The following is a 21,771-nucleotide window of genomic DNA, read 5'->3' as shown; positions in this document are numbered from 1 at the left end:
GGTAGCGGAGCTGGGGGAAGCTTTTTGGGTAGGGCGAATAACGCCGGAGGCGTTATCCGCCGCTATGCCTATTCGCCCGCGCTTATAAGCTCAGAACAAAGCGTTCCAAGCCTGCCCTGCAAATCTCCCGCGCTCATCGCTCATCCCCTGGAAACCATGTTTTCGGGGGGAACCGAACGATGCCGCACCATGCTCCATCCACACGCCTGCCTTCCAGCCTGGCCCTGGCCGCGCTGCTCGCGGCGGCCCTGGCCGCGCCGCCGGAGGCACGTGCGGAGACGCCCGCGCCCGCCGCCAAGGCGCTCACCTTCGACGTCGCCGCCGGCCCGCTGGACCAGGTGCTGCTGGGCATCTCGCGACAGAGCGGCTTGCTGATCTCCTTCGAGCAGTCGCTGGTGCGCGGCCGGCAGGCGCCGGCGGTGCGCGGTCCGCTGAGTGTCGACCAGGCCCTGGAACAGGCCCTGCGCGGTAGCGGCCTGCAGTTCCGCCGTTCCGAGCGCGGCGCGGTGATTTCCGCCGCGCCGCTGCGCGCGGCCGTACCGGCGGCGAAGGTGCAGCCGCTGGCGGCGAAAGCGGAGCAGACCCTGGAGCGGGTGGTGGTGACCGGCTCGCGGATTCCCCGCGCCCAGCAGGAAGGGCCGTCGCCGGTCACGGTGATCAGCAGCGAGGAAATCCAGAACCGTGGCTACCGCAACGTCTTCGAGGCCTTGCAGACGCAGACCCAGAACACCGGCATGACCCAGGGCGAGGACTACGGCAACACCTGGCAACCGGCGGCCAACGCCCTCAACCTGCGCGATCTCGGCCCCAACCACACGCTGGTGCTGATCAACGGCCGGCGCGTCGCCGACTACCCGACCGCCTATGGCGGCTCGGTGAACTTCACCAACCTGGCGAACATCCCGGCGGTCATGATCGACCGCATCGAGATCCTCAGCGGCGGCGCCTCGGCGATCTACGGCTCGGATGCCATCGCCGGGGTGGTCAATATCGTCCTGAAGAAGAAATTCGATGGCGTCGACGTCAACCTGCGCGCCGGCACCACCGAGCGCGGCGGCGGCGACAACCAGCGCCTGCAACTGGTCGGCGGCGGCGCGACGGGCGACTTCGAAGGCCTGTTCGGCCTGCAGGTCGAGCAGCGCCAGCCGGTCTGGGCCAACCAGCGCGGTTTCATGGACAGCTACCCGGACGGCAACAACGTCGGCTACCGGCTGAACCCGCAGAGCGGACGCTACCTCGGCGACGCCTCCTGCGCCGGCCTCGGCGGCCTGTTCGGCGGCAACGTGGCGCCGGTGCCGGGCGCCAGGGGTGGCTATCGCTGCATGACCGACCAGTACTACAACAACTACTGGACCCTACAGACCAAGAAGGAAAACTACGACGGCTACGCCGGCGGCACCTGGCACCTGAGCGACAGCGGCAAGCTGTTCGCCGACCTGCTGTTCGGCTTCGACCACCTGCAGAACAATACCCGCGGGCCGTCCTTCACCTCGCCGGACTTCATCAATGCCTCCAGCGGCGACCTGGAACGCTGGTACCGGCTGTTCTCGCCCGAGGAGATCGGCGGCAAGAGCAGCAACAACAGCAAGTGGCGCGAGGTGTCCTGGACCGGCACCCTCGGCTACAGCGACCACGTCGCCAATACTTCTTGGGAATACGAACTGGCCGCGACCCGCTCCGAGTACCGCAGCGACCGCACTACCCGCTACACCCCGGCGGCCGGGATCCTCGACCTGTACCTGGGCCGCAAGCTCGGCGAACGCGACGGCTACCCGGTCTACGATCCCGATCCGGCGCGCCTCGGACGTCCGCTGAGCGAGGAAGAGTGGCGCAGCCTGCGGCGCAACGTGACCCAGCACAGCGAGTCCTACTCGCAGACCTACAGCTTCACCGGCAACGGCGAGCTGTTCGACCTGCCGGCCGGCCCGGTGGCCTTCGCCGGCGTGCTGGAGGTGGGCAAGCAGGGCTACAGGATCCGTCCCGACTCGCAATACAACGACGGCTCTCTCTACAACGTCTCCAAGGCCAGCAGCTCCGGCGGCTCGCGCGACCGTTACGCCGCCGGCGGCGAATTCAGCATCCCGCTGCACGACACGCTGCTGGCGTCCGCCGCCGGCCGCTGGGACCAGTACAGGTTCAGCGGTCGCACCGAGGAGCAGACCACCTACAACCTGGGGCTGGAGTGGCGCCCGCTGACCAGCCTGCTGCTACGCGGCAGCTACGGCACCAGCTTCCGCGCGCCGGACCTGAACTACATCTACCAGGCCGACGCCAACGGCTACTACCCGGCGCAGAAGGACTACTACGGTTGCGAGAAAGGCGTCGACGGCGCCTGCAAGAACGGCCGGGTCGACTACGTGCAGAGCGGCACGCCCGACCTGAAGTCCGAGCGCGGGCGCTACTGGAGCTACGGCTTCGTCTGGTCGCCGTCGAGCAGGTTCGACTTTTCCGCCGACTACTACCACATCCAGATCGATGACCTGCTGACCACCCTCGATCCGGACAAACTGCTGCGCGACGAGGCGGCCTGCCGTAGCGGCGGGCTCGATCCGGACTCGGCGCAGTGCCGCGACACCCTGGCGCGGGTCGAACGCAACGCCGGCGACGCCAGCGTCGACCCGAATCGCCTGAACAAGGTCTACGTCAATGCCATCAACGCGGCCAAGGAGCGCACCAGCGGCATCGACCTGCGCAGCAACATCCGCTGGGGCGCCGGCGACTACGGCGCCTTCTCCTCGACCCTCGGCTACACCCTGGTGTTGTCCCACGACTACAAGCAGTCCGACGACTACCCCAGCGAGAACCAGCGCGACAGCCTCGACTCCCACGACTGGCGCAGCAAACTCAACGCCAGCCTGACCTGGGACTACGCACAGTTCACCTCGACGCTCTTCGCGGTGCGCTACGGCAGCGTTACCAACGCCGCTGGCAGCGGGCGCCTGAGCCCGTGGACGGTGTTCAACGCCAGCGCCCGCTACCGGCTCAACGAACGCGCCAGCGTCGGCCTGACGGTGAACAACCTGCTCGACCAGATCAAGGAGGACGACTCCGATGGCTGGCCGTACTATCCCACCGGCAACTACGACGCCATGGGCCGCCAATGGTGGCTGGACTTCAGCTATCACTTCGGTGGTTGAGCCATGCCCGGACGCATCCTGGTCTTCGCCTGCTGCCTGCTCGCCAGCCTGGCCCGCAGCGAGCCGCGCCATGCCATCACGCTCTACGACGAGCCGGCGAAATATCCGCCGGGTTTCCAGCACTTCGACTTCGTCGACCCGCAGGCGCCCAAGGGCGGCAGCCTGCGGCGGATGGAAAGCGGCAGCTTCGACACGCTGAACCCCTTCGCCAACCGCGGCACGCCGATCAGCATGACCCAGGCCGCGCTGATCTACGAAACCCTCGGCTTCCAGTCACTGGACGAGCCGTTCACCGAATACGGCTACCTGGCGCGCTACATCGAGAAAGCCCCGGACAACAGCTGGGTGCGTTTCCATATCGATCCGCGGGCGCGCTTCAGCGACGGCGTGGCGGTCACCGCCGAGGACGTGAAGTTTTCCTTCGATAGCCTGGTCGAGCAGGGCAGCCCGTTCTGGCGCGCCTACTACAAGGAGGTCCGCGAGCCGGTGGTGGAGGATCGCCTGCGCATCCGCTTCGATTTCCGTCATGCCGGCAACCGCGAGCTGCCGCTGGTGCTGGCCCAGCTCTACGTGCTGCCCAGGCATTGGTGGCAGGGACGCGACTTCAACCGCAGCAGCATGCAGCCGCCGCTGGGCAGCGGACCTTACCGGCTGGAGAAGGCCGAGGCGGGGCGTTCGGTGAGCTACCGGCGCAACCCCGACTGGTGGGCTCGCGACCTGCCGGTCGGGCGTGGCCTGTACAACTTCGAGCGGATCCGTTTCGACTACTACCGCGACAGCGGCGTGGCCTTGCAGGCGTTCAAGGCCGGGCAGGCCGACATCAATGTCGAGACCAGCGTCAAGGCCTGGAGCAGCGGCTACGACTCGCCGGCCCTGCGCGATGGCCGGTTGCGCCAGGAGAGCTTTCCCTACCCGTACCCGGCCAGCCTCCAGGGCCTGGTGTTCAACCTGCGCCGGCCGCTGTTCGAGGACCGCCGGGTACGCCAGGCGCTGAGCCTGTTGTTCGACTTCGAATGGACCAACCGGCAGCTCTTCGGCGGTCGCTACAAGCGCCTGCGCAGCTATTTCGACAACTCGGAGATGGCCGCTCGCGGCCTGCCCGGCGCCGACGAACTGGCCTTGCTGGAGCCGCTGCGCGGGCAGATCCCCGAGGAGGTCTTCGGCCAGGCCTACGCTCCGCCGGTGAACGACGGCAGCGGCGATATCCACGAGCGCCTGGTGCAGGCCTACCGCCTGCTCGGCGAGGCCGGCTGGCATGCCGTCGACGGGCGCCTGCTGGATACCGCCGGACGGCCGCTGCGCTTCGACCTCCTGCTCCAGGGCAAGAGCCTGGAGCGCGCGCTGCTGCCGTTCCAGCGCAACCTGGCGCGGATCGGCATCGATATGCGCCTGCGCCAGGTGGACGCTTCGCAATACATCGAGCGCATACGTGCGCGGGACTACGACATGATCGTTTCGAGCTTCTCCCAGTCCAATTCGCCGGGCAACGAGCAGTACAGCTTCTGGCATTCCTCCAGCTACGCCGATCCCGGCGGCTACAACCGCATCGGCCTGAAGGACCCGGCCATCGACCGGCTGGTCCAGGCGGTGGTCGAGGCCGACTCGCGGGCCGCCCTGGAAACCGCCGTGCGCGCCCTCGACCGGGTGCTGCAATGGGGCTACTACCTGATCCCGACCTGGTATTCCGACGAGGTCTGGATCGCCAGCTGGAATCGCTTCGGCCGACCGCCGCAGGCGCCGCGCTACAGCCTGGGGCTGAACACCTGGTGGGAAGTCCGCGAGCGGGCCGCGCCGAGCCGGGAGGCGCAGTGACATGGGCGGCTACCTGTTGCGCCGCCTGGCGCTGATCCTGCCGACCCTGCTGGGCATCCTGCTGATCAACTTCGCCATCGTCCAGGCCGCACCCGGCGGGCCGGTGGATCAGGCCATCGCGCGCCTGCAGGGCGTCGACGGCGGCGGCCCGCTGGGGCGTGGCGGGGAGGGTGGGCATGGCGCTCTGGAACCGCAGCGCCACGGCGAGACCGGCATCGATCCGCAGCTGGTGGCCGCCCTGGAGCGCCAGTACGGCTTCGACAAGCCGCCGCTGCAACGGCTCTGGCTGATGCTGTCGAGCTACGCCCGGCTGGATTTCGGCGAGAGCTTCTACCGCGACGCGCGGGTCATCGACCTGATCGCCGAGAAGCTGCCGGTCTCGCTGTCCCTGGGCTTGTGGGCGACACTGATCACCTACCTGGTGTCGATTCCCCTGGGGGTGGCCAAGGCGGTGCGCCACGGCAGCGCCTTCGACCTGTGGAGCAGCGCGCTGGTGGTGATCGGCTATGCGGTGCCCGGCTTCCTCTTCGCCATCGTCCTGATCGTGCTGTTCGCCGGCGGCAGCTACCTGGACTGGTTCCCCCTGCGCGGCCTGGCTTCCGAGGGCGCCGAGCGCCTCGGCCCGCTGGCGCGCTTCGCCGATTACCTCTGGCACCTGGCGCTGCCGGTGGGTTCGCTGGTGGTCGGCGGTTTCGCCAGCCTGACCCTGCTGACCAAGAACAGCTTCCTCGACGAGATATCCAGGCAGTACGTCGCCACCGCTCGCGCCAAAGGGCTCAGCGAGCGCCGGGTGCTCTACGGCCATGTGTTCCGCAACGCCATGTTGCTGGTGGTGGCCGGGCTGCCGGCGGCGCTGGTCTCGGTGTTCTTCACCGGGTCGCTGCTGATCGAGGTGCTGTTCTCCCTCGACGGCCTCGGCCTGATGGGCTACGAAGCGGCGCTCGGCCGCGACTACCCGGTGGTGTTCGGCAGCCTGTTCATCTTCACCCTGCTCGGGTTGCTGGTGAAGCTGGCCGGCGACCTGGCCTACAGCCTGGTCGACCCGCGCATCGACTTCGCCGCGAGGAAACAGTGAGATGGCCATCGTCCTTTCCCCGCTGCACCGCCGCCGCCTCGCCGCGTTCCGCGCCAACCGCCGCGGGCGCCTGGCGCTACGGCTGTTCCTCGCGCTGTTCGTCACCTGCCTGTTCGCCGAGCTGATCGCCAACGACCGCCCGCTGCTGCTGGAATACCGTGGCCAGTGGTTCCTGCCGGTGCTGCGGGACTATCCGGAAACCGCCTTCGGCGGCGAGCTGCCGTTCCCGCCGGACTACCGCGGTCGCTTCATGAGCGAACGCATCGCCCGCGACGGCTGGGCGCTGTGGCCGCCGATCCGCTTCGACGCCCGCAGCATCAACTACGCGCGCCCGGCGCCGGCGCCGCCCTCGGCGGAGAACTGGCTGGGTACCGACGACCAGGGCCGCGATGTGCTCGCGCGGGTGATCTACGGCCTGCGCCTGTCGATCCTCTTCGCCCTCGGCCTGACCCTGGCCTCGTCGTTGCTGGGAATCTGCGCCGGCGCGGTGCAGGGCTACTACGGCGGCTGGATCGACCTGTTCGGCCAGCGCTTCATCGAGGTCTGGTCGGGTCTGCCGATGCTTTACCTGCTGATCATCCTCGCCAGCCTGGTGCAGCCCGGGGTCGGCTGGCTGCTGGCGATCATGCTGCTGTTCTCCTGGACCAGCCTGGTCGACGTGGTTCGCGCCGAGTTCCTGCGCGGTCGTCACCTGGAGTACGTCAAGGCGGCGCGGACCCTCGGCCTCGGCGACGCCGGGGTGATGTTCCGGCACATCCTGCCCAACGCCATGGTCGCGACCCTGACCTTCCTGCCGTTCCTGCTCTGTGGCGCGGTGACCACCCTGACCGCCCTGGACTTCCTCGGTTTCGGCCTGCCGCCCGGCTCGCCGAGCCTTGGCGAACTGGTCGGGCAGGGCCGCGACAACCTCCAGGCGCCCTGGCTCGGGCTGACCGTGTTCGTGGTCCTGGCGACCTTGCTCAGCCTGCTGGTGTTCATCGGCGAAGCGGTGCGCGACGCCTTCGATCCGAGGACATGAGATGAACCGGGAACTGTTGCGAGTGGAAAACCTGAGCATCGCCTATGGCGACACGCAGGTCGTGAAGGGGATCGACTTCAGCCTGCGCGCCGGCGAGACCCTGGCCCTGGTCGGCGAGTCCGGCTCCGGCAAGTCGCAGACCGCCCACGCCCTGCTGCGCCTGCTGCCGGGCGCGGCGCGCCTGGGCGGCAGCGTGCGCCTGGACGGCGAGGAACTGCTCGCCCTGTCGCCGCAGGCATTGCTGGCGATTCGTGGGCAGCGCATCGGCATGGTGTTCCAGGAGCCGATGACCTCGCTCAATCCATTGCAGCGCATCGGCCGCCAGGTCGGCGAGGGCCTGCGCCTGCATCGCCGCCTGCGTGGCGCCGCGCTGCGCGGGCGGGTACTGGAACTGCTCGAACTGGCCGGCCTCGAGCAGCCGCGACGCCTGCTCGAGGCCTATCCGCACCAGCTCTCCGGCGGCCAGCGACAGCGAGTGATGCTGGCCATGGCGCTGGCTTGCGAGCCGCAACTGCTGATCGCCGACGAACCGACCACGGCTCTCGACGTCACCGTGCAGAAACGCCTCCTGGAGCTGCTGCAAAGCTTGCAGCGACGGCTGGGCATGGCGATCCTGCTGATCAGCCACGACCTCAACCTGGTGCGCCGGGTCGCCGATCGGGTCTGCGTGATGCGCGATGGCCAGATCGTCGAGGAGAACGCCTGCGAGACGCTGTTCCGCTCGCCCCGGCATCCCTACACGCGCCTGCTGATCGAGGCCGAGCCGGGTGGGCTGGCGGAGCCGGTGGCGTGCCGCGAGACCTGCCTGGAGGTGCGCGCGCTGAGCCTCGACTACCCCGCGCCCGGCGGCTGGCTGCGCCGGCGCGCGGGACTGCGCGCGGTGCACGAGGTCAGCCTGCGGCTGCGCCGTGGCAGCACCCTGGGGATCGTCGGCGAAAGCGGTTCGGGCAAGTCCTCCCTCGGCCAGGCGCTGCTGCGCCTGTTGCCGGCCGAAGGGCAGATCCTGTTCCAGGGCGAGCGCCTCGACCGGCTGCACGGCAAGCGCCTGTTGCCATTGCGCCGGCAGTTCCAGGCGGTGTTCCAGGACCCCTACGGCAGCCTCAACCCGCGCCTTAGCGTGGAACAGATCGTCGGCGAAGGCCTGCGTATCCATGGCATCGGCGATGCCGGCGAACGCCGCGCGCGGGTGCTGGAGGCACTGCGCGAGGTCGGTCTCGACGAGCCTTGCCTGGAACGCTATCCCCACGAGTTTTCCGGCGGCCAGCGCCAGCGCATCGCCATCGCCCGCGCGCTGGTGCTGAAGCCGGCGCTGATCCTGCTCGACGAACCGACCTCGGCGCTCGACCGTAGCGTGCAGTGCCAGGTGGTCGAGCTGCTGCGTCGGTTGCAGCGTCGCCACGGGCTGAGCTACCTGTTCATCAGCCACGACCTGGCCGTGGTACGCGCCCTGGCCCACGACATCCTGGTGCTCAAGGACGGCCGGGTGGTGGAGCAGGGCAGCGCCGCTGCGCTGTTCAGCCAGCCGCGCCACCCCTATACCCGCGAGTTGCTCGGAGCGATACCCGCGCTGCGCCTGGAAGAGCATCTGCGGGTGGCCGGGCTGGGAATCTGAGGCGGGAAACCATGCTGACTCTAAGGATGTTCCGAAAGGTTCTTTCCAGACGCCCCGGCGCTTTTCTTAAGATCGGCCTGCGGGCCCGTCAGGGACAAGGAGCCATGTCGGCTTCCGGGTCCGTCCGATCGATTGGGGGAATGCGATGAGTTCGTTACCGTTGTACTTCGATTACGCCGCCACCACGCCCGTGGACGAGCGCGTGATCCGGGCCATGGTGGAGTGTCTCGGCTACCAGGTGTGTTTTGGCAATCCCGCGTCGAATTCCCATGCCTACGGCCGCCAGGCGCGGCGGGCAGTGGAGCGGGCCAGGGAGCAGGTGGCCGCGCTGGTCGGCGCCAGCGCCGGGCAGATCGTCTGGACTTCCGGCGCCACCGAATCCAACAACCTGGCCCTCAAGGGCGTGGCCCAGGCGCTGGACGCACCCGGCCACCTGATCACCAGTCGCCTGGAGCACAAGGCGGTGCTGGACACCGTGCAGCAACTCGCCGATGACGGCTGGAGCGTGACCTGGCTGGCGCCCGGCACCGATGGCCTGATCCGGCCGGAACAGGTGGAGGCGGCCTGGCGCGCCGATACCCGCCTGGTGTCGCTGATGCGGGTCAACAACGAACTCGGCACCCTGACCGACATCGCCGCCATCGGCGAACGGGTGCGCGAGCGCGGCGCGCTGTTCCACGTCGACGCGGCGCAGGCCAGCGGCAAGGTGGAGATCGACCTGGGCCGCCTGGCGGTGGACCTGATGTCGTTCTCCGCACACAAGACCTACGGGCCCAAGGGCATCGGCGCGTTGTACGTCGGGCCGCGCGCCGAGCGGCGGCTGAAGGCGCAGATCCACGGCGGCGGACACGAGCAGGGCCTGCGTTCCGGGACCCTGGCGACCCACCAGATCGTCGGTATGGGCGAGGCCTTCGCCCTCGCCGGCGAGCTTTTCGAGGAGGAGGGCAGGCGCATCGCCGGACTCCAGCGGCGTCTGCTGGAGGGGCTGGCGCAGATCGACGGCTGGCGCCTGAACGGCAGCGCCGACGCACGCATCGCGCATACCCTGAACCTGACCTTCGACAACCCGGCCTTTGTCCCCCAGGCACTGGAGTCCAGCCTGGCGGTGTCCAGCACCTCGGCCTGCAACTCGGCGCGGCCGGCGCCGTCCCACGTGCTTCTCGCCCTCGGCCACGATGCCGCCAGCGCTGGCCGCAGCGTGCGCCTGAGCCTCGGTCGCTACACCCGCGAGGCCGACGTCGACGCGGCGGTGGCCGCCCTCAAGGCCGCGGCGGATAGTGGCGCGCCGGCGTGGCAGCCGTTCCTCGGGGTATCCAGGGCAGGCTGAGCGGCCGGCTCGACCCGCCCTCGCCGAAGCCAGGGGCTGCGGATAACCGCGAAGCGGTTATTCGCCCTGCGGCGCCAGGGGCTTTTCGTCTTTGCCGCCATTTCCCGGCAATGTGCGCTTGGCGGATCATCCAGGTTGGGTATCATGCGTCGCCATTCCCATCCACCGCCGACGGAAGTCAGGCTTTGCCTGCGTGAGCCCAATGGACGATCTCTCCCCCGATTCCGCCTTGCCGCCTGCCGGCAGCGCCCAGGACAACGACGCGCCGCGCCAGTTGGTGGTCTGCATCGACGGAACCTCGAACCGCTTCGGCGACCAGCCGACCAACGTGGTGCGCCTGTACCGCTCGCTGTCGCGCGATCCGCGCAGGGTGCTGGCCTACTACGACCAGGGCGTCGGCACCTTCGGCCTGAAGGAAACCCTGTTCGAGTGGCAGAAGTTTCCCTCGCGGATCGCCGGCCTGGCCTTCGGCTGGGGGCTCAAGCGCAACGTCGAGGGCGCCTATCGCTTCCTCGCCGAGCACTACCGGCCCGGCGACCAGATATTCCTCTTCGGCTTTTCCCGCGGGGCCTACGCGGTGCGCGTGCTGGCCGCGATGCTGCGCGCGGTGGGCCTGATCGATGCGCACCAGCCGCACCTCTTCGACTACGCCTGGACCCTGCTCACCACCCGCATGCCGCCCCGCGACGAAGACAAGCGGGCCGGCACGCGTCGCCGCGGACCGGACTTCGGCCTGCTGGGACGCTTCCGCAAGGTCTTCGGCCGGCAGGTGAAGGTGCACTTCCTCGGCCTGTTCGACACCGTGACCTCGGTGGGCTGGGTCTACGACCCGCTGACCGTGCCGTATTCCTCGAACAACGAAATGGTCGACGTGGTCCGCCAGGCCCTGGCCATCGACGAATGCCGCTGCTTCTTCCGGCAGAACCTCTGGTTCGGCGAGAAGGACCGCAAGTCCGACGTGTTGCAGGTGTGGTTCCCCGGCATGCACTCCGATGTCGGCGGTGGCTATGCGCCGAAGGACTCGCGGCTGGCTCTGGTGGCCTTTACCTGGATGCTCGGCGAGGCGCTGGAGGCCGGCCTGCATGTCGACCCGGCGCGCAGCCGCGACCAGTTGCGCGCACGTTCGAAGCAGGGCCCGGACCCGACCGCGCCGATCCTGCCGGTGATGACCCGGCCCTGGCGCCTGGCCGAGTGGCTGCCGCTGCTGGTCTGGGACCGCCGCAGCGGCAACCGCGCCTGGCGCTGGTCGCGTGGCCGGCCGCGCTCGCGGCCGCTGGAACCGGTCGGGCAGGAAACCCGGGTCAAGCTGCACCGTTCGGTGCAGCGGCGGCTGGACGAATGCCCCGACTACCGGCCGTGCAACCTGCCAGCGCTGGAACGCTGCGACCTCATCGACGATTCGCCGTTGCTCGACGGCTACCGCTAGCGGCTGGCCGCGATCGCGTTCAGAACCACATGCGGATACCGGCGACGAAGCGCGCCTCGTCGTCGTCCTCGCCCTCGGCGCGGGCCAGGTCGGCGCTGTTGCCGTAGGAGCGGTTCCAGGTCACCCCGATGTAGGGCGCGAACTCGCGACGGATCTCGTAGCGCAGGCGCAGGCCCAGCTCGCTATCGGCAAGGCCCGAACCGATGCCGCGGGCGGGATCGTTCCTGCCGTACAGGTTGACCTCGGCGCTGGGCTGGAGGATCAGCCGGTTGGTCAACAGGATGTCGTACTCGCCCTCCAGGCGCAGCGCGCTCTGGCCGTTCTCGCCGAGGAAGGCGGTGACTTCCGCCTCGAAGTCGTAGAGCGCCAGGCCCTGCACGCCGAACGCCGCCCAGGTCTGCGGCGAGCCGGGCTTGAAATCCTGGCGCACGCCGGCGACCAGGTCCCACCAGGGACCGATGGCGTGCCCGAACAGCGCCTGGACCTCGGCGTCCTCGGTCTTGCCGTCGAGCCGTTCGCCTTCGCTGCGCAGCCACAGGCGGTTGATGTCGCCGCCGATCCAGCCGCTGGCGTCCCAGGCCAGCGCGCTGCCGTCGTCGGCGTCCTGGTATTCCAACTGGTCGAGCAGGAAGAAGCTGTTCAGCGCGCTGTCGTGCACCTTGTGCCCCTCCAGCGGCGGAAAGGCGGCACGGCGGTCGGCCTCGGTCGGCACCGGGATCGGCGTACGGCTCTGGCTGGGCGCGGCCTGCGCCGGAGGTTGCCGCGCAGCGCGGCTCATCCCCGGCATCCGACCATGGTCCATTCCCTGGTGCTCCATGGGCTGTGCCGGGGCGGGCGATGCGGTGCCGTGGTCCATCCCCGGCATCCGGCCATGCCCCATCCCCTGGTGGTCCATGGGTTTCGCCGGGGCGGAGGTCCTCTGGCCGTGGTCCATGCCAGGCATCGCGCCGTGGTCCATGGCCGAGTGGTCCATGCCATTGTCCCGCGCGGCCTCGACGGGATTCGGCAGGCCCAGCAGCAGACCCAGGGCGAGGGCACCGCCGGCCAGGCGGGCGGGTTTCGGCTGGCGGCTCATGCGTTGTCTCCTTCGTCTACCCGCACTTCGCGGAACATGCCCATCTCCATGTGGAACAGCAGGTGGCAGTGATAGGCCCAGCGTCCCAGGGCGTCGGCGGTGACCCGGTAGCTGCGGCGGGTGCCCGGCGGCATGTCGATGGTGTGCTTGCGCACCAGGAAATTGCCTTGCTCGTCCTCCAGGTCGCTCCACATGCCGTGCAGGTGGATCGGGTGGGTCATCATGGTGTCGTTGACCAGGACGATCCGCAGGCGCTCGCCGTAGGTCAGGCGTAGCGGCTCGGCGTCGGAGAACTTGATGCCGTCGAAGGACCAGGCGAACTTCTCCATGTGCCCGGTCAGGTGCAGCTCGATGGTGCGCCCCGGTTCGCGGCCGTCCGGGTCGGCGAAGCGGCTGCGCAGGTCGGCGTAGGTCAGCACCCGCCGCCCGTTGTCGCGCAGCCCGAGGCCGGGGTCGGCGAGCTTCGGTGTCGGCGTCATGGTCTGCATGTCGACCAGCGGGTTGCCGTCCTCCGAAGCCGGATGGGACTGCATCGGCATGGTGTCCATGCCCATCCTGGAGTGGTCCATGCCGGCCATCTTGGAGTGGTCCATGCCGTTCATGTCCATGCCGGCCATCTTCGAATGGTCCATGCCATTCATGTCCATGCCCGACATCTTCGAATGGTCCATCTCGCTGGCGGGCCTCGTCGCCGCGCCATGCCCCATGGCGCCGTGGTCCATGCCGCCCATGCCCATGTCGTCCATGCCGATCAGCGGGCGCGGATCGGGCGTCGGCACCGGCGCGCTAAGTCCTTCGGCCAGCGCCAGGGTGCCGCGGGCGTAGCCGCTGCGGTCCATGGACTGGGCGAAGAGGGTATAGGCGCGCTCGCCGCCCGGTTCGACGATCACGTCGTAGGTCTCGGCCACGGCGATGCGCAACTCGTCGACGCTGACCGGCTCGACGTGCTGTCCGTCGGCGGCCACCACGGTCATCTTCAGGCCGGGAATGCGGACGTCGAAATAGCTCATCGCCGAGGCGTTGACGAAGCGCAGGCGGAGCTTTTCGCCGGGGCGGAACAGGCCGGTCCAGTTGCCGTCCGGCGGCTGTCCGTTGAGCAGGTAGGTATAGGTGTAGCCGCTGACGTCGGCGAGATCGGTGGGACTCATCTTCATCTCGGCCCACATCTTGCGGTCGGCCAGGGTCGCGGCCCAGCCGTTGGCGCTGACGTCGTCGATGAAGTCGCCGACGGTGCGCTTGTGGAAGTTGTAGTAGTCGGACTGCTTCTTCAGCTTGGCGAGGATGCGCTGCGGCTTCTCGTCCGACCAGTCGCTGAGCAGCACCACGTAGTCGCGGTCGTAGCTGAACGGTTCCGGCTCGCGGGCGTCGATCACCAGGGCGCCGTAGACCCCGGCCTGCTCCTGTAGCCCCGAGTGGCTGTGGTACCAGTAGGTGCCGTTCTGCCGGACCTTGAAGCGGTATTCGTAGAGACCGCCGGGAGCGATGCCCTCGAAGCTGAGGCCCGGTACGCCATCCATATTGGCCGGCAGGATGATGCCGTGCCAGTGGATCGAGGTGTCCTCGGCGAGGCGGTTGCGCACCCGCAGGGTCACGTTGTCGCCTTCGCGCCAGCGCAGGGTCGGGCCGGGCAGCGAACCGTTGATGGTCATGGCGGTGGCCGGCGAGCCGCTGAGGTTCACCGGGGTCTCGCCGATGAACAGGTCGAAACTGTCGCCGGCGAGCAGGTTCTGCTGGCCCGGCCCGGCCAGGGCCCAGGCCGGGGCGCGCCAGAGACCCAGTCCGCCGAGCAGACCGGTGGCGGCGAGGCCTTTGACGAAGGTGCGTCGCGAAGTTCTGTGCATCCGCTGGTTTCCACGCAGGTGGCAGGACGGACTGCGCGAGCTTGCGCAGCCGGGAGGTCGCGGCCCCGCCAGGGCGGTGCGGCGATGCGGACACCCTAGCGGCGCGCGCCTGTCGGCAAGCTGTGGGGAAGATTACAGAGCTGTCAGCTCAGCGCGGCGGGTTCACCAGGTGGCGGTCGAAACCCCGCGCCACCAGGCGTTCCCAGGCGTCCATGACCTGCGCCGGGATCGGGCAGGCGACCTGGAAGCCCAGCGCCGGGTAACGCATGATGCGGTCGAGGTCGCCAACCATCTCGTCGATCACCCCGAGTACGCCGACCAGGTTCGAGATGCCGTCGGGAAATGCGTAGTCGGGCGCATCCACGTGTCCCTCCAGCCCCGGCCAGCGGACCGGCAGGGTCAGCGCCACGCGGCGGATCGAGTTGGGCTTGGTGACGAAGGTCGCGCGGCGCAGGTCGGGGAACAGCTCGCGGGCGAAGGCGATGTTCTCGGCGAAGTTGGTCGCCCGCGGCTCGATCACGATGAGGCTGTCGCTTACCCCGCGTGCCCTGGCGTGGCGGGCGAACAGCTCGGCTTCCGGCTCGACCCAGAGATGGCGCGTCCAGTGCCCGGTGTTGCCGGTGAACAGCAGGCGTTCGGCGAGGCCGCGTTCGAGCAGTTCGCAGGCGTGGTCGCAGACCCGCAGGTCGTAGGAGCCGCATACCACCAGCAGTTCGCAGGGCACATGGCAGCGGCCCTGGCCGAGGAAGTCCCAGAGCAGCCGGGCATCTTGCAGGGTCGGGCTCATGGGACGCCAACGCTCCTCTCGCTGCCGGTCGTGGCGGGGTGCCGATGCTGGCAGTACAGCCGGTCGTCTTCGCGGACGATCCGCAGCTCGCGGAAATCCCGGACCGACCAGCGCGCGCCGGCGGCGAGCAGGCCGCTCTCCTCGCCGATCGCCACGCAGGTCGCGCCGGCGGCGCAGGCGGCCTGCACGCCGCTGAGGGAGTCTTCGAACACCAGGCAGCGCGACGGTGCCACGCCGAGCCTGGCCGCGGCCAGGCGGTAGCCATCCGGAGCCGGCTTGCCGTGGACCACGTCGTCGCGGCTGACCAGGGTGCGGAACGCCGCCTGCAGGTCGTGCTGGCGCAGCACGTGGTCGATGCGTGCCGGCCAACTGCTGGTGACCAGCGCCAAGGGCACGTCCAGCCAACGCAACTGGCGGATCACCGCGGCGACGCCGGGCAGCAGGGGACAGTCGGCGCCTTCCTCCAGCGCATCGACCCGTTGCTTGAGGATCCGCCGGCGCTCCATCGGCAGGTGGCCGAACAGATAGTCCAGGGTGTAGCCGCCCGGGCGACCGTGCACGTGATCGCGCAGGCAGTCCGGGCCGAGCGCCACGCCCTGTTCGCCGGCAACCCGGCTCCAGGCCGCGGCGATGGCTTCGCGGGAGCTGATCAGGACGCCGTCCATGTCAAACAGAACGGCTGAAAACGCTAGTCGATGCATCTCGGGCACTCTGTAGGGCAAGCCAGACCAGGACCGCGCCGCCGAGGGCGAACAGCGCCATGATCAGATAGGACCACTGCGGCAGGCCTTCGTACAGCCAGCCGGCGGCCGGACTGGCGAGGCCCATGGGCAGCGCTACCGCCAGAGAGTAGTAGATTCCCTGGGTCAGTACCCGCGCGCTTTCCGGCGCGTGGTCGCGGATGTAACGCATCACCGCGGCGTGGTAGGCGGCGAAGCTGAGGGCGTGCAGGCACTGGCCGAGGAGGATCGCGGCGAGATGTTCGCTGCCGGCCAGCAGGCCCCAGCGCAGCGCCGCGCAAAGGCTGGAGAAGAGCATCACCTGGAGCGCCGGGTGGCGGTCCAGGATGCGGTTGGAGACGGCGAAGAAGCTGATCTCGGCGATCACCGCCAGGCCCCAGAAGGCGCCGACCGAGAACGACGAGTAGCCCAGCGCCTGCCAGCCCAGCGAGGCGGTGGTGAAGTACAGCGAGTGGCTCAGCTGGATCATTCCCGCCGCGGCGATGGCCAGCAGCAGGGGGCGTTGCCGGAGGATCCCGCGCAGGTCGGGACGGCGCCTGGCGCCCGGCAGCGGCGAGTCCGGACGGCGCAGGCTGCGGCGACGGAGGAACAGGCAGGCGAGGGCGGTGAGCAGCATCGTCAGGCCGACCAGGGCGGGCACCAGTTGCTGGCCGAACCGACCGAGCAGCAGGCCGCCCAGGGTCGCGGTGAGGATGAAGGCCAGCGAACCGACCGCGCGTACCCGTCCGTAGTTCTGCAGGGCGGCCTTGTCGCGCTTGAGCAGGTAGGATTCGGTGAGCGGCAGCACGCTGGTCCAGAATGCGCCGTAGAGCACGCTCAGGGCGATGAACAGGGGCAGGCCCTCGGCCAGCTGGAACAGCAGGGCGCAGGCGCCGGCCAGGGCCGCCAGCAGGGTCGCCAGGCGCAACTGGTCGATGCGCCAGTCGGCCACGTAGGTCAGCGCCACCCCGGCGATCACCTGCGGCCAGTAGGCCGCGGCGATCAACAGGCCGATCTGGCTGGCGCCGAAGCCCAGGCTGGCCAGCCAGGTCGGCCAGAACGGATAGATCAGCCCCTCGGCGGCGAAGTAGCCGGAAAAGATCAGGTACATGCCGGTTCCCGCGTCGCCGTGCCGGTTCGCTGCGGTTTGCGCCTCACTCGAAGCGCGCCCTGGCGAAGGCGTTCTCGCCCTTGCGCCAGACCAGCAGGGACTCGCCCAGCACCACCAGGTCGACCATGCCGTCCTCCAGCGCGCCGAGGGCGTCCTGCGGGGCGCAGACGATCGGTTCCTCGTGGCGGTTGAAGGAGGTGTTGATCAGGGCCGGCTGGCCGCTGCGGGCATGCCAGGCATGCAGCAGGGCGTGCATGAACGGATCGGCCTGCGGCCGGATGATCTGCGGCCGCGCGGTGCCGTCGACGTGCACCACCGCCGGGCAGCGCGCGCGGAAATCCGCATGGCAGTCGTAGGTCATGGTCATGTAGTCGGCCGCCACCTGGTCTTCACGCCAGCCAACGTAGCAAGCCTCGGCGTGTTCTACCGCGGTGACCGGGGCGAATGGCATGAACTCGGTGCGTTCCATGCGCTGATTGAGCCAGTCGTTGGCGCTGGCATCGCCGGGATGGTAGACGATGCTGCGGTTGCACAAGGCGCGCGGGCCGAACTCCATGCGGCCCTTGAACATGCCCAGCACCTGGTTTTCCCGCAGCGCTTCGACCAGCGTCTCGATCAGGTTGGCCGGCCGGCTGTAGGCCAGCTGCGGGTACTGGCTGGCGATCAGCTCGGCATTCTGCGCGGCGCTGCGCGCGTCCGGCCCGAGGGCCATGCTCGGCGCCGGGAAGCGCGTACCGTTCTCGCGATAGGCCACCGCCACCGCCGCGGCCAGGGCCAGGCCGCCGTCGCCCATGCAGGGCAGCACGTAGACATCGCGGACCCCGGGGATCTCGCGCAGGCGCTGGTTCAGCTTGACGTTGCCGAACACCCCGCCGGCCAGGCACAGGTTGGCGCAGCCGGTGCGCGCCACGTGCTCCCGGGCGATGGCCACCAGCAGGTCTTCGGAGTGCCGTTGCGCGGCGGCGGCGACATCCGCCGGGCGTTCCGCCGCGCAGCGTTGCAGCAGCGGATCGCTGTAGCCGTGGTAGGAGGGCAGGTACAGTTCGCCGCAGCGGGCGCGCAGGCGGCCGTTCTCCAGGCGGATCATGTCGTTCATCAGCGGCAGCAGCTTTTCCGCGTCGCCGAACGCCGCCAGGCCGGTGATCTTGCCTTCGTGGCGGTTCGGCTTGAAGCCGAGCAGGCGGGTGATGCGCCCGTAGAAGTAGCCCAGGCTGTCGACGCTGGTCTCGCGTTGCAGGACCGCCTCGCCGCCGTCGGCGCGGTAGTGGGTGACGGTGAGCGACTGGAAGTCGCCGCGGCCGTCGCAGGTGAGGGTCAGCGCCTCGTCGAACGGCGAGCAGACGAATGCGCCGAGGGCGTGGCATTCGTGATGGTCGATGTACTCGACCTTGCCGCGCAGGCCGTTGGCGCGGACGAAGGCATCGAATTCGCCGCGCTTGGCCTTGTCGTTGGCCATCTCGTCGGCGATCCGCTTGCGCAGGTGCGGCAGGCCCTCGGGACGCTCGCGGGCTTCCTCGAGGACCCGGTCCAGGTAGAGGTCGAGGTGCCGCCCGGCGTCGAACCCGGCGTTCCAGCCGTAGGCGATGCGGTCGATGTCGGCCAGGTCGATGCCGGCCTCGCCGAGCACATAGTCGATGGAGCGGCTCGGCCAGGCCTTGTGGTCCTTCTGGCGGGTGAAGCGCTCCTCGCTGGCGGCGGCGACGATCCCGCCGTCGCGCACCAGGCAGGCGCCGGCCAGGTCGTTGTTGGTGATCCCGAGAATGATCATGCGGTGTCCTCTTGCGCGAACGGGTGGGGGGCGAGAGGCGTAATAGGTTGCATGGCACCGGGAGCCCAACAACCTGCCAGATCTGGTCGCCTGCGAAATCTGGCAGGGCTACCGGATCTGGTAGCTGGACAGCCGTCGACGGGCTTGCCGGCCATACCGGCCGGGCGCCCGCGCCGGCATCAGAAGCTGTAGCTGAGGCGGCCGAACAGGATGCGCCCGTAGGGATCGGTGTAGCGCGGGTCGTAGCCGCTCTGGAAGGTGTAGGTCTGGTTGCTGAACGGCGGTTCGCGGTCGAACAGGTTCTTCACCCCGAGGGTCAGCCCCAGCGCGTGGCTGAGGCGGTAGCTGCCGGCCAGGTCCCAGAGGTTCCACGAGCCGACCTTGCCGTGGCTGGCGCGGTCGTAGTCGTTGTAGCCGCTGGTGTAGCGGTTGCTCAGGGTGGCCTGCCAGGCGTCGCGGCTCCAGGTGGCGTTGGCGACGTGCTTCCAGCGGGCGATCACGCCGACGCCCTGGAAGTCGCCGACGTTGTCCAGGTACTGGCCGCCGATCTGCTGCTGGAAGTCGTAGCGGGACACGTAGGTGCCTTGCAGGTCGAGCCCGAACTGCCCGTAGCGGCTGGCCGGGAAACGATAATCGAGGCTCAGGTCGACGCCGCTGGTCTTTACCTTGCCGAGGTTGGCCAGTCCGGTGACGACGTGATCGATAGAGCCGTCGGCCTTGCGCACGATGCGTCCGGCGTAGGCCTGCGGGTCGGCGAAGATCGCCGCTTCGGGAAACTCGGCGATCTGGTTGGCGATCCTGATCCACCAGAAGTCCAGGCCGACGGAAAGGTCGCGCAGCGGCTGGTAGACCAGGCCCAGGGTAACGTTGCGCGCGGTTTCCGGTCGCAGGTCGGTATTGCCGCCGGTGGCGTTGTAGAACTGCTGGGCGCAGTCGCGGTTGGCGATGCCGCCCTGGCTCGGCTGGCCGCCGGCGCACAGGCGCGGGTCGTCGTAGTTGGCGCTGGTATAGGTGGTGAAGGTCGGGTTGTACAGTTCGTACAGCGAGGGCGCACGGAAACCTTCGCTGTAGGCGCCGCGCAGGACCAACTGGCGGAACGGCTGGAAGCGGAACGAATATTTCGGGTTGCTGGTGCTGCCGAAGTCGCTGTACTTGTCGTGGCGGATCGCCGCGCTGAGTTCCAGGCTGTCCAGCACCGGCACGTTGAGTTCGGCGTACTGCGCCTTCAGGTTGCGCTCGCCGCTGACCGTGGCGGCGGGATCGACGCCGAGGCTCTGCACGTTGCCGGCGAAGTCCTGGATGTCCTGGTGGAACGCTTCCTTGCGGAACTCGCCGCCCAGCGCCAGGGCCGCCGGCCCGGCGCCGAACCAGTCGCCGATCTCCCGGCTGGCGCGGGCGTCCAGGCCCTTGACGCGGCCGATCGAGGTACGGAAGTCGCCGCTCAGGGCATGGCTGCCGAGGTAGGCGAGGCCGGCGTCGGTCTGCGGCCCGAACGGGTTCAGCGTCCCGTTGGCGATGCCGAGGGCGGCGGCGCGATCATCGACGTAGCCGCTGTGGATATGGTCGACCACCTTGTTCTGGTTGTACGAGGCGCCGATATCGTAGTCCCAGTCGGCGAACTGGCCGTCGAAGCCGAGCAGCAGGCGCTGGCCGGTGTTCTGCGAGGATTGCAGGCGCGGCCCGAGCACGCTCTGTCGCCAGTTGACCTCCACCGGCCGGCTCGGGTCGAGGACGAAGCCGCCGGGTCCGGGAGTGATGCCGTTGCCGGGATAGAAGGCGGTGCCGGGATCGATCTGCAGGCCGGTGAGGGTCCCTGGGCCGACCTGGGTAGCGTTGTCGTTGCGCGACCAGAAGTACTCCAGGCTGACGTTGTGCTCGTCGGCCAGCTTGCCGGTGGCGCGGCTGAACACCGAGGTCTTCTCGGTTTCCGGCACCAGGTCGAGGTAGCGCCACAGGCTCTGCCGGCAGATGCCGTTGCGCGGAATCAGGTCGGCGCCCTTGCAACCGCCGGCGGCCAGCGGATTGCTGGCGTTGGCGCCCTGGCTCCAGTTGCCGGGGAAGGCGGTTCCGGAACTGTAGTCGAGGCCGCGTCCCGGCTGGTAGTTGTAGGTGTAGCCACGGTCCTTGGCGCCGAGGCGCTCCTGCTTGTCGTAGTTGGCCACCGCGAAGACATTGAAGCGATCCTCCTCCAGCTCGCCGAAGCCCCAGCTAGCGCTGACGTTGCGCTGGTTGCCGCCGCCGTCGTGGGTGGGGGAGGCGTAGCCGCTGTCGAAGCGGCCTTCGTTCAGGCTCTTGCGGGTGATGAAGTTGATCACCCCGCCGATGGCATCGGTGCCGTACAGCGCGGAGGCGCCGTCGCGCAGCACCTCGACCCGGTCGATGGCGGCGAAGGGAATGGTGTTGAGATCCACCGCGGAGCCGTCGATGGCATTGTTCGCCAGGCGCCGGCCGTTGAGCAGCACCAGGGTCTTGTTCGCGCCGATTCCGCGCAGGTCGGCGAACGAGGCGCCGCCGGTGGCGCTGCCGACCGAGCGACTGGAGTTGTATACGCCCTGGTTGCCGGAAAGCCGGCCGATCAGTTCCTCGGTGCTGGTCACGCCCTGTTGGCGCAGCTCCTCGGCGCGCAGGACGCTGATCGGCACCGCGGTTTCCGCATCGACCCGGCGGATCGCGCTGCCGGTCACCTCGATTCGTTGCAACTGGACCGTGGGCGGGTCGACAGGCGCCTGTTCCTCCGCCGCGGCGGCGCTGCCGGGAGCGAGCTGCAGGGCCAGCAGCAGGGCGGCGCCCAGCGGCGCGTCGGTGTGGAGCGATCGGTGCATGGTCGGGGCATCCCTTGTTCCGGTGTGTCCAGGGATGTCCGTCGAGCCGGGGGATTTTCCAGGGACGGCTTAGACCTTTGCGCCATGAGTTTATGTCCGCTGGGAACAAGCCCTGCCGTCGCGCCTTTCGTCGGCGGGCCGGAGCGGCAGAACCAGTCCCCTCTGCCGAGGTCGAAAAGCAGGCGTCGCGGCGGTGCTGCGGCGTCCTTTCTTCAGCTACATTTTTCTTTCAGCAGTCGTT

Annotated in this window: 14 protein-coding genes; 7 read left to right on the top strand and 7 right to left on the bottom strand. The window is 68.9% G+C overall.

Annotated features, from left to right (window positions below; translation table 11 throughout):
* Window positions 1-179: 179 nt before the first annotated feature.
* From ACTJJX_RS12640 to ACTJJX_RS12610, 7 genes are all read left to right on the top strand, one after another.
* Entirely contained in the window at window positions 180-3,137 is a 2,958-nt protein-coding gene (locus ACTJJX_RS12640) for a TonB-dependent receptor (protein ID WP_003160164.1), read from the top strand.
* Between the two features lie 3 nt (window positions 3,138-3,140).
* On the top strand, window positions 3,141-4,949 hold the full coding sequence (locus tag ACTJJX_RS12635) for an extracellular solute-binding protein (protein ID WP_003103635.1): 1,809 nt from the start codon (window positions 3,141-3,143) through the stop codon (window positions 4,947-4,949).
* A 1-nt stretch (window position 4,950) separates the two neighbouring features.
* Window positions 4,951-6,024 (top strand): microcin C ABC transporter permease YejB, encoded by a 1,074-nt coding sequence (locus ACTJJX_RS12630; RefSeq protein WP_003103638.1) that lies wholly within the window; start codon window positions 4,951-4,953, stop codon window positions 6,022-6,024.
* Window position 6,025: 1 nt separating this feature from the next.
* Window positions 6,026-7,042, top strand: a complete 1,017-nt coding sequence (locus ACTJJX_RS12625; RefSeq protein ID WP_003103639.1) for an ABC transporter permease — start codon at window positions 6,026-6,028, stop codon at window positions 7,040-7,042.
* A 1-nt stretch (window position 7,043) separates the two neighbouring features.
* Complete coding sequence (locus tag ACTJJX_RS12620; protein WP_016851691.1) at window positions 7,044-8,654, top strand: ABC transporter ATP-binding protein; 1,611 nt, start codon at window positions 7,044-7,046, stop codon at window positions 8,652-8,654.
* Between the two features lie 145 nt (window positions 8,655-8,799).
* Entirely contained in the window at window positions 8,800-9,981 is a 1,182-nt protein-coding gene (locus tag ACTJJX_RS12615) for a cysteine desulfurase family protein (RefSeq protein ID WP_016851690.1), read from the top strand.
* 202 nt (window positions 9,982-10,183) lie between these two features.
* Entirely contained in the window at window positions 10,184-11,407 is a 1,224-nt protein-coding gene (locus ACTJJX_RS12610) for a DUF2235 domain-containing protein (RefSeq protein ID WP_003088736.1), read from the top strand.
* A gap of 19 nt (window positions 11,408-11,426) precedes the next feature.
* Here the strand turns inward: ACTJJX_RS12610 and ACTJJX_RS12605 are convergent, their stop codons facing one another.
* From ACTJJX_RS12605 to ACTJJX_RS12575, 7 genes are all read right to left on the bottom strand, one after another.
* Window positions 11,427-12,482: a copper resistance protein B gene (locus ACTJJX_RS12605; RefSeq protein WP_023082770.1), complete on the bottom strand. Its 1,056-nt coding sequence runs from the start codon at window positions 12,480-12,482 to the stop codon at window positions 11,427-11,429.
* Window positions 12,479-14,323: a copper resistance system multicopper oxidase gene (locus ACTJJX_RS12600; RefSeq protein ID WP_003103645.1), complete on the bottom strand. Its 1,845-nt coding sequence runs from the start codon at window positions 14,321-14,323 to the stop codon at window positions 12,479-12,481. The genes ACTJJX_RS12605 and ACTJJX_RS12600 overlap by 4 nt, the downstream gene beginning before the upstream one ends.
* A 148-nt stretch (window positions 14,324-14,471) precedes the next feature.
* The gene (locus tag ACTJJX_RS12595) at window positions 14,472-15,110 is read right to left on the bottom strand and encodes a YdcF family protein (protein WP_003088740.1); all 639 of its coding nucleotides are present in this window, start codon (window positions 15,108-15,110) and stop codon (window positions 14,472-14,474) included.
* Window positions 15,107-15,775 carry an HAD family hydrolase gene (locus ACTJJX_RS12590; RefSeq protein ID WP_003103648.1) on the bottom strand — a complete coding sequence of 223 codons (669 nt, stop codon included), beginning with the start codon at window positions 15,773-15,775 and terminating at the stop codon, window positions 15,107-15,109. Before ACTJJX_RS12590 ends, ACTJJX_RS12595 begins: the two co-directional genes overlap by 4 nt.
* 1 nt (window position 15,776) lies before the next feature.
* Complete coding sequence (locus tag ACTJJX_RS12585; protein ID WP_003109654.1) at window positions 15,777-16,940, bottom strand: MFS transporter; 1,164 nt, start codon at window positions 16,938-16,940, stop codon at window positions 15,777-15,779.
* Between the two features lie 43 nt (window positions 16,941-16,983).
* The gene (locus ACTJJX_RS12580) at window positions 16,984-18,708 is read right to left on the bottom strand and encodes a carbamoyltransferase family protein (RefSeq protein ID WP_016851688.1); all 1,725 of its coding nucleotides are present in this window, start codon (window positions 18,706-18,708) and stop codon (window positions 16,984-16,986) included.
* 179 nt (window positions 18,709-18,887) lie between these two features.
* On the bottom strand, window positions 18,888-21,530 hold the full coding sequence (locus ACTJJX_RS12575) for a TonB-dependent receptor (protein WP_016851687.1): 2,643 nt from the start codon (window positions 21,528-21,530) through the stop codon (window positions 18,888-18,890).
* Between the last annotated feature and the right edge of the window lie 241 nt (window positions 21,531-21,771).

Origin of the sequence: Pseudomonas sp. 22490, from assembly GCF_052044465.1 — a bacterium.
Taxonomy (GTDB): Bacteria; Pseudomonadota; Gammaproteobacteria; order Pseudomonadales; family Pseudomonadaceae; genus Pseudomonas; species Pseudomonas aeruginosa.
This window is presented reverse-complemented; position numbering and strand designations above follow the sequence as displayed.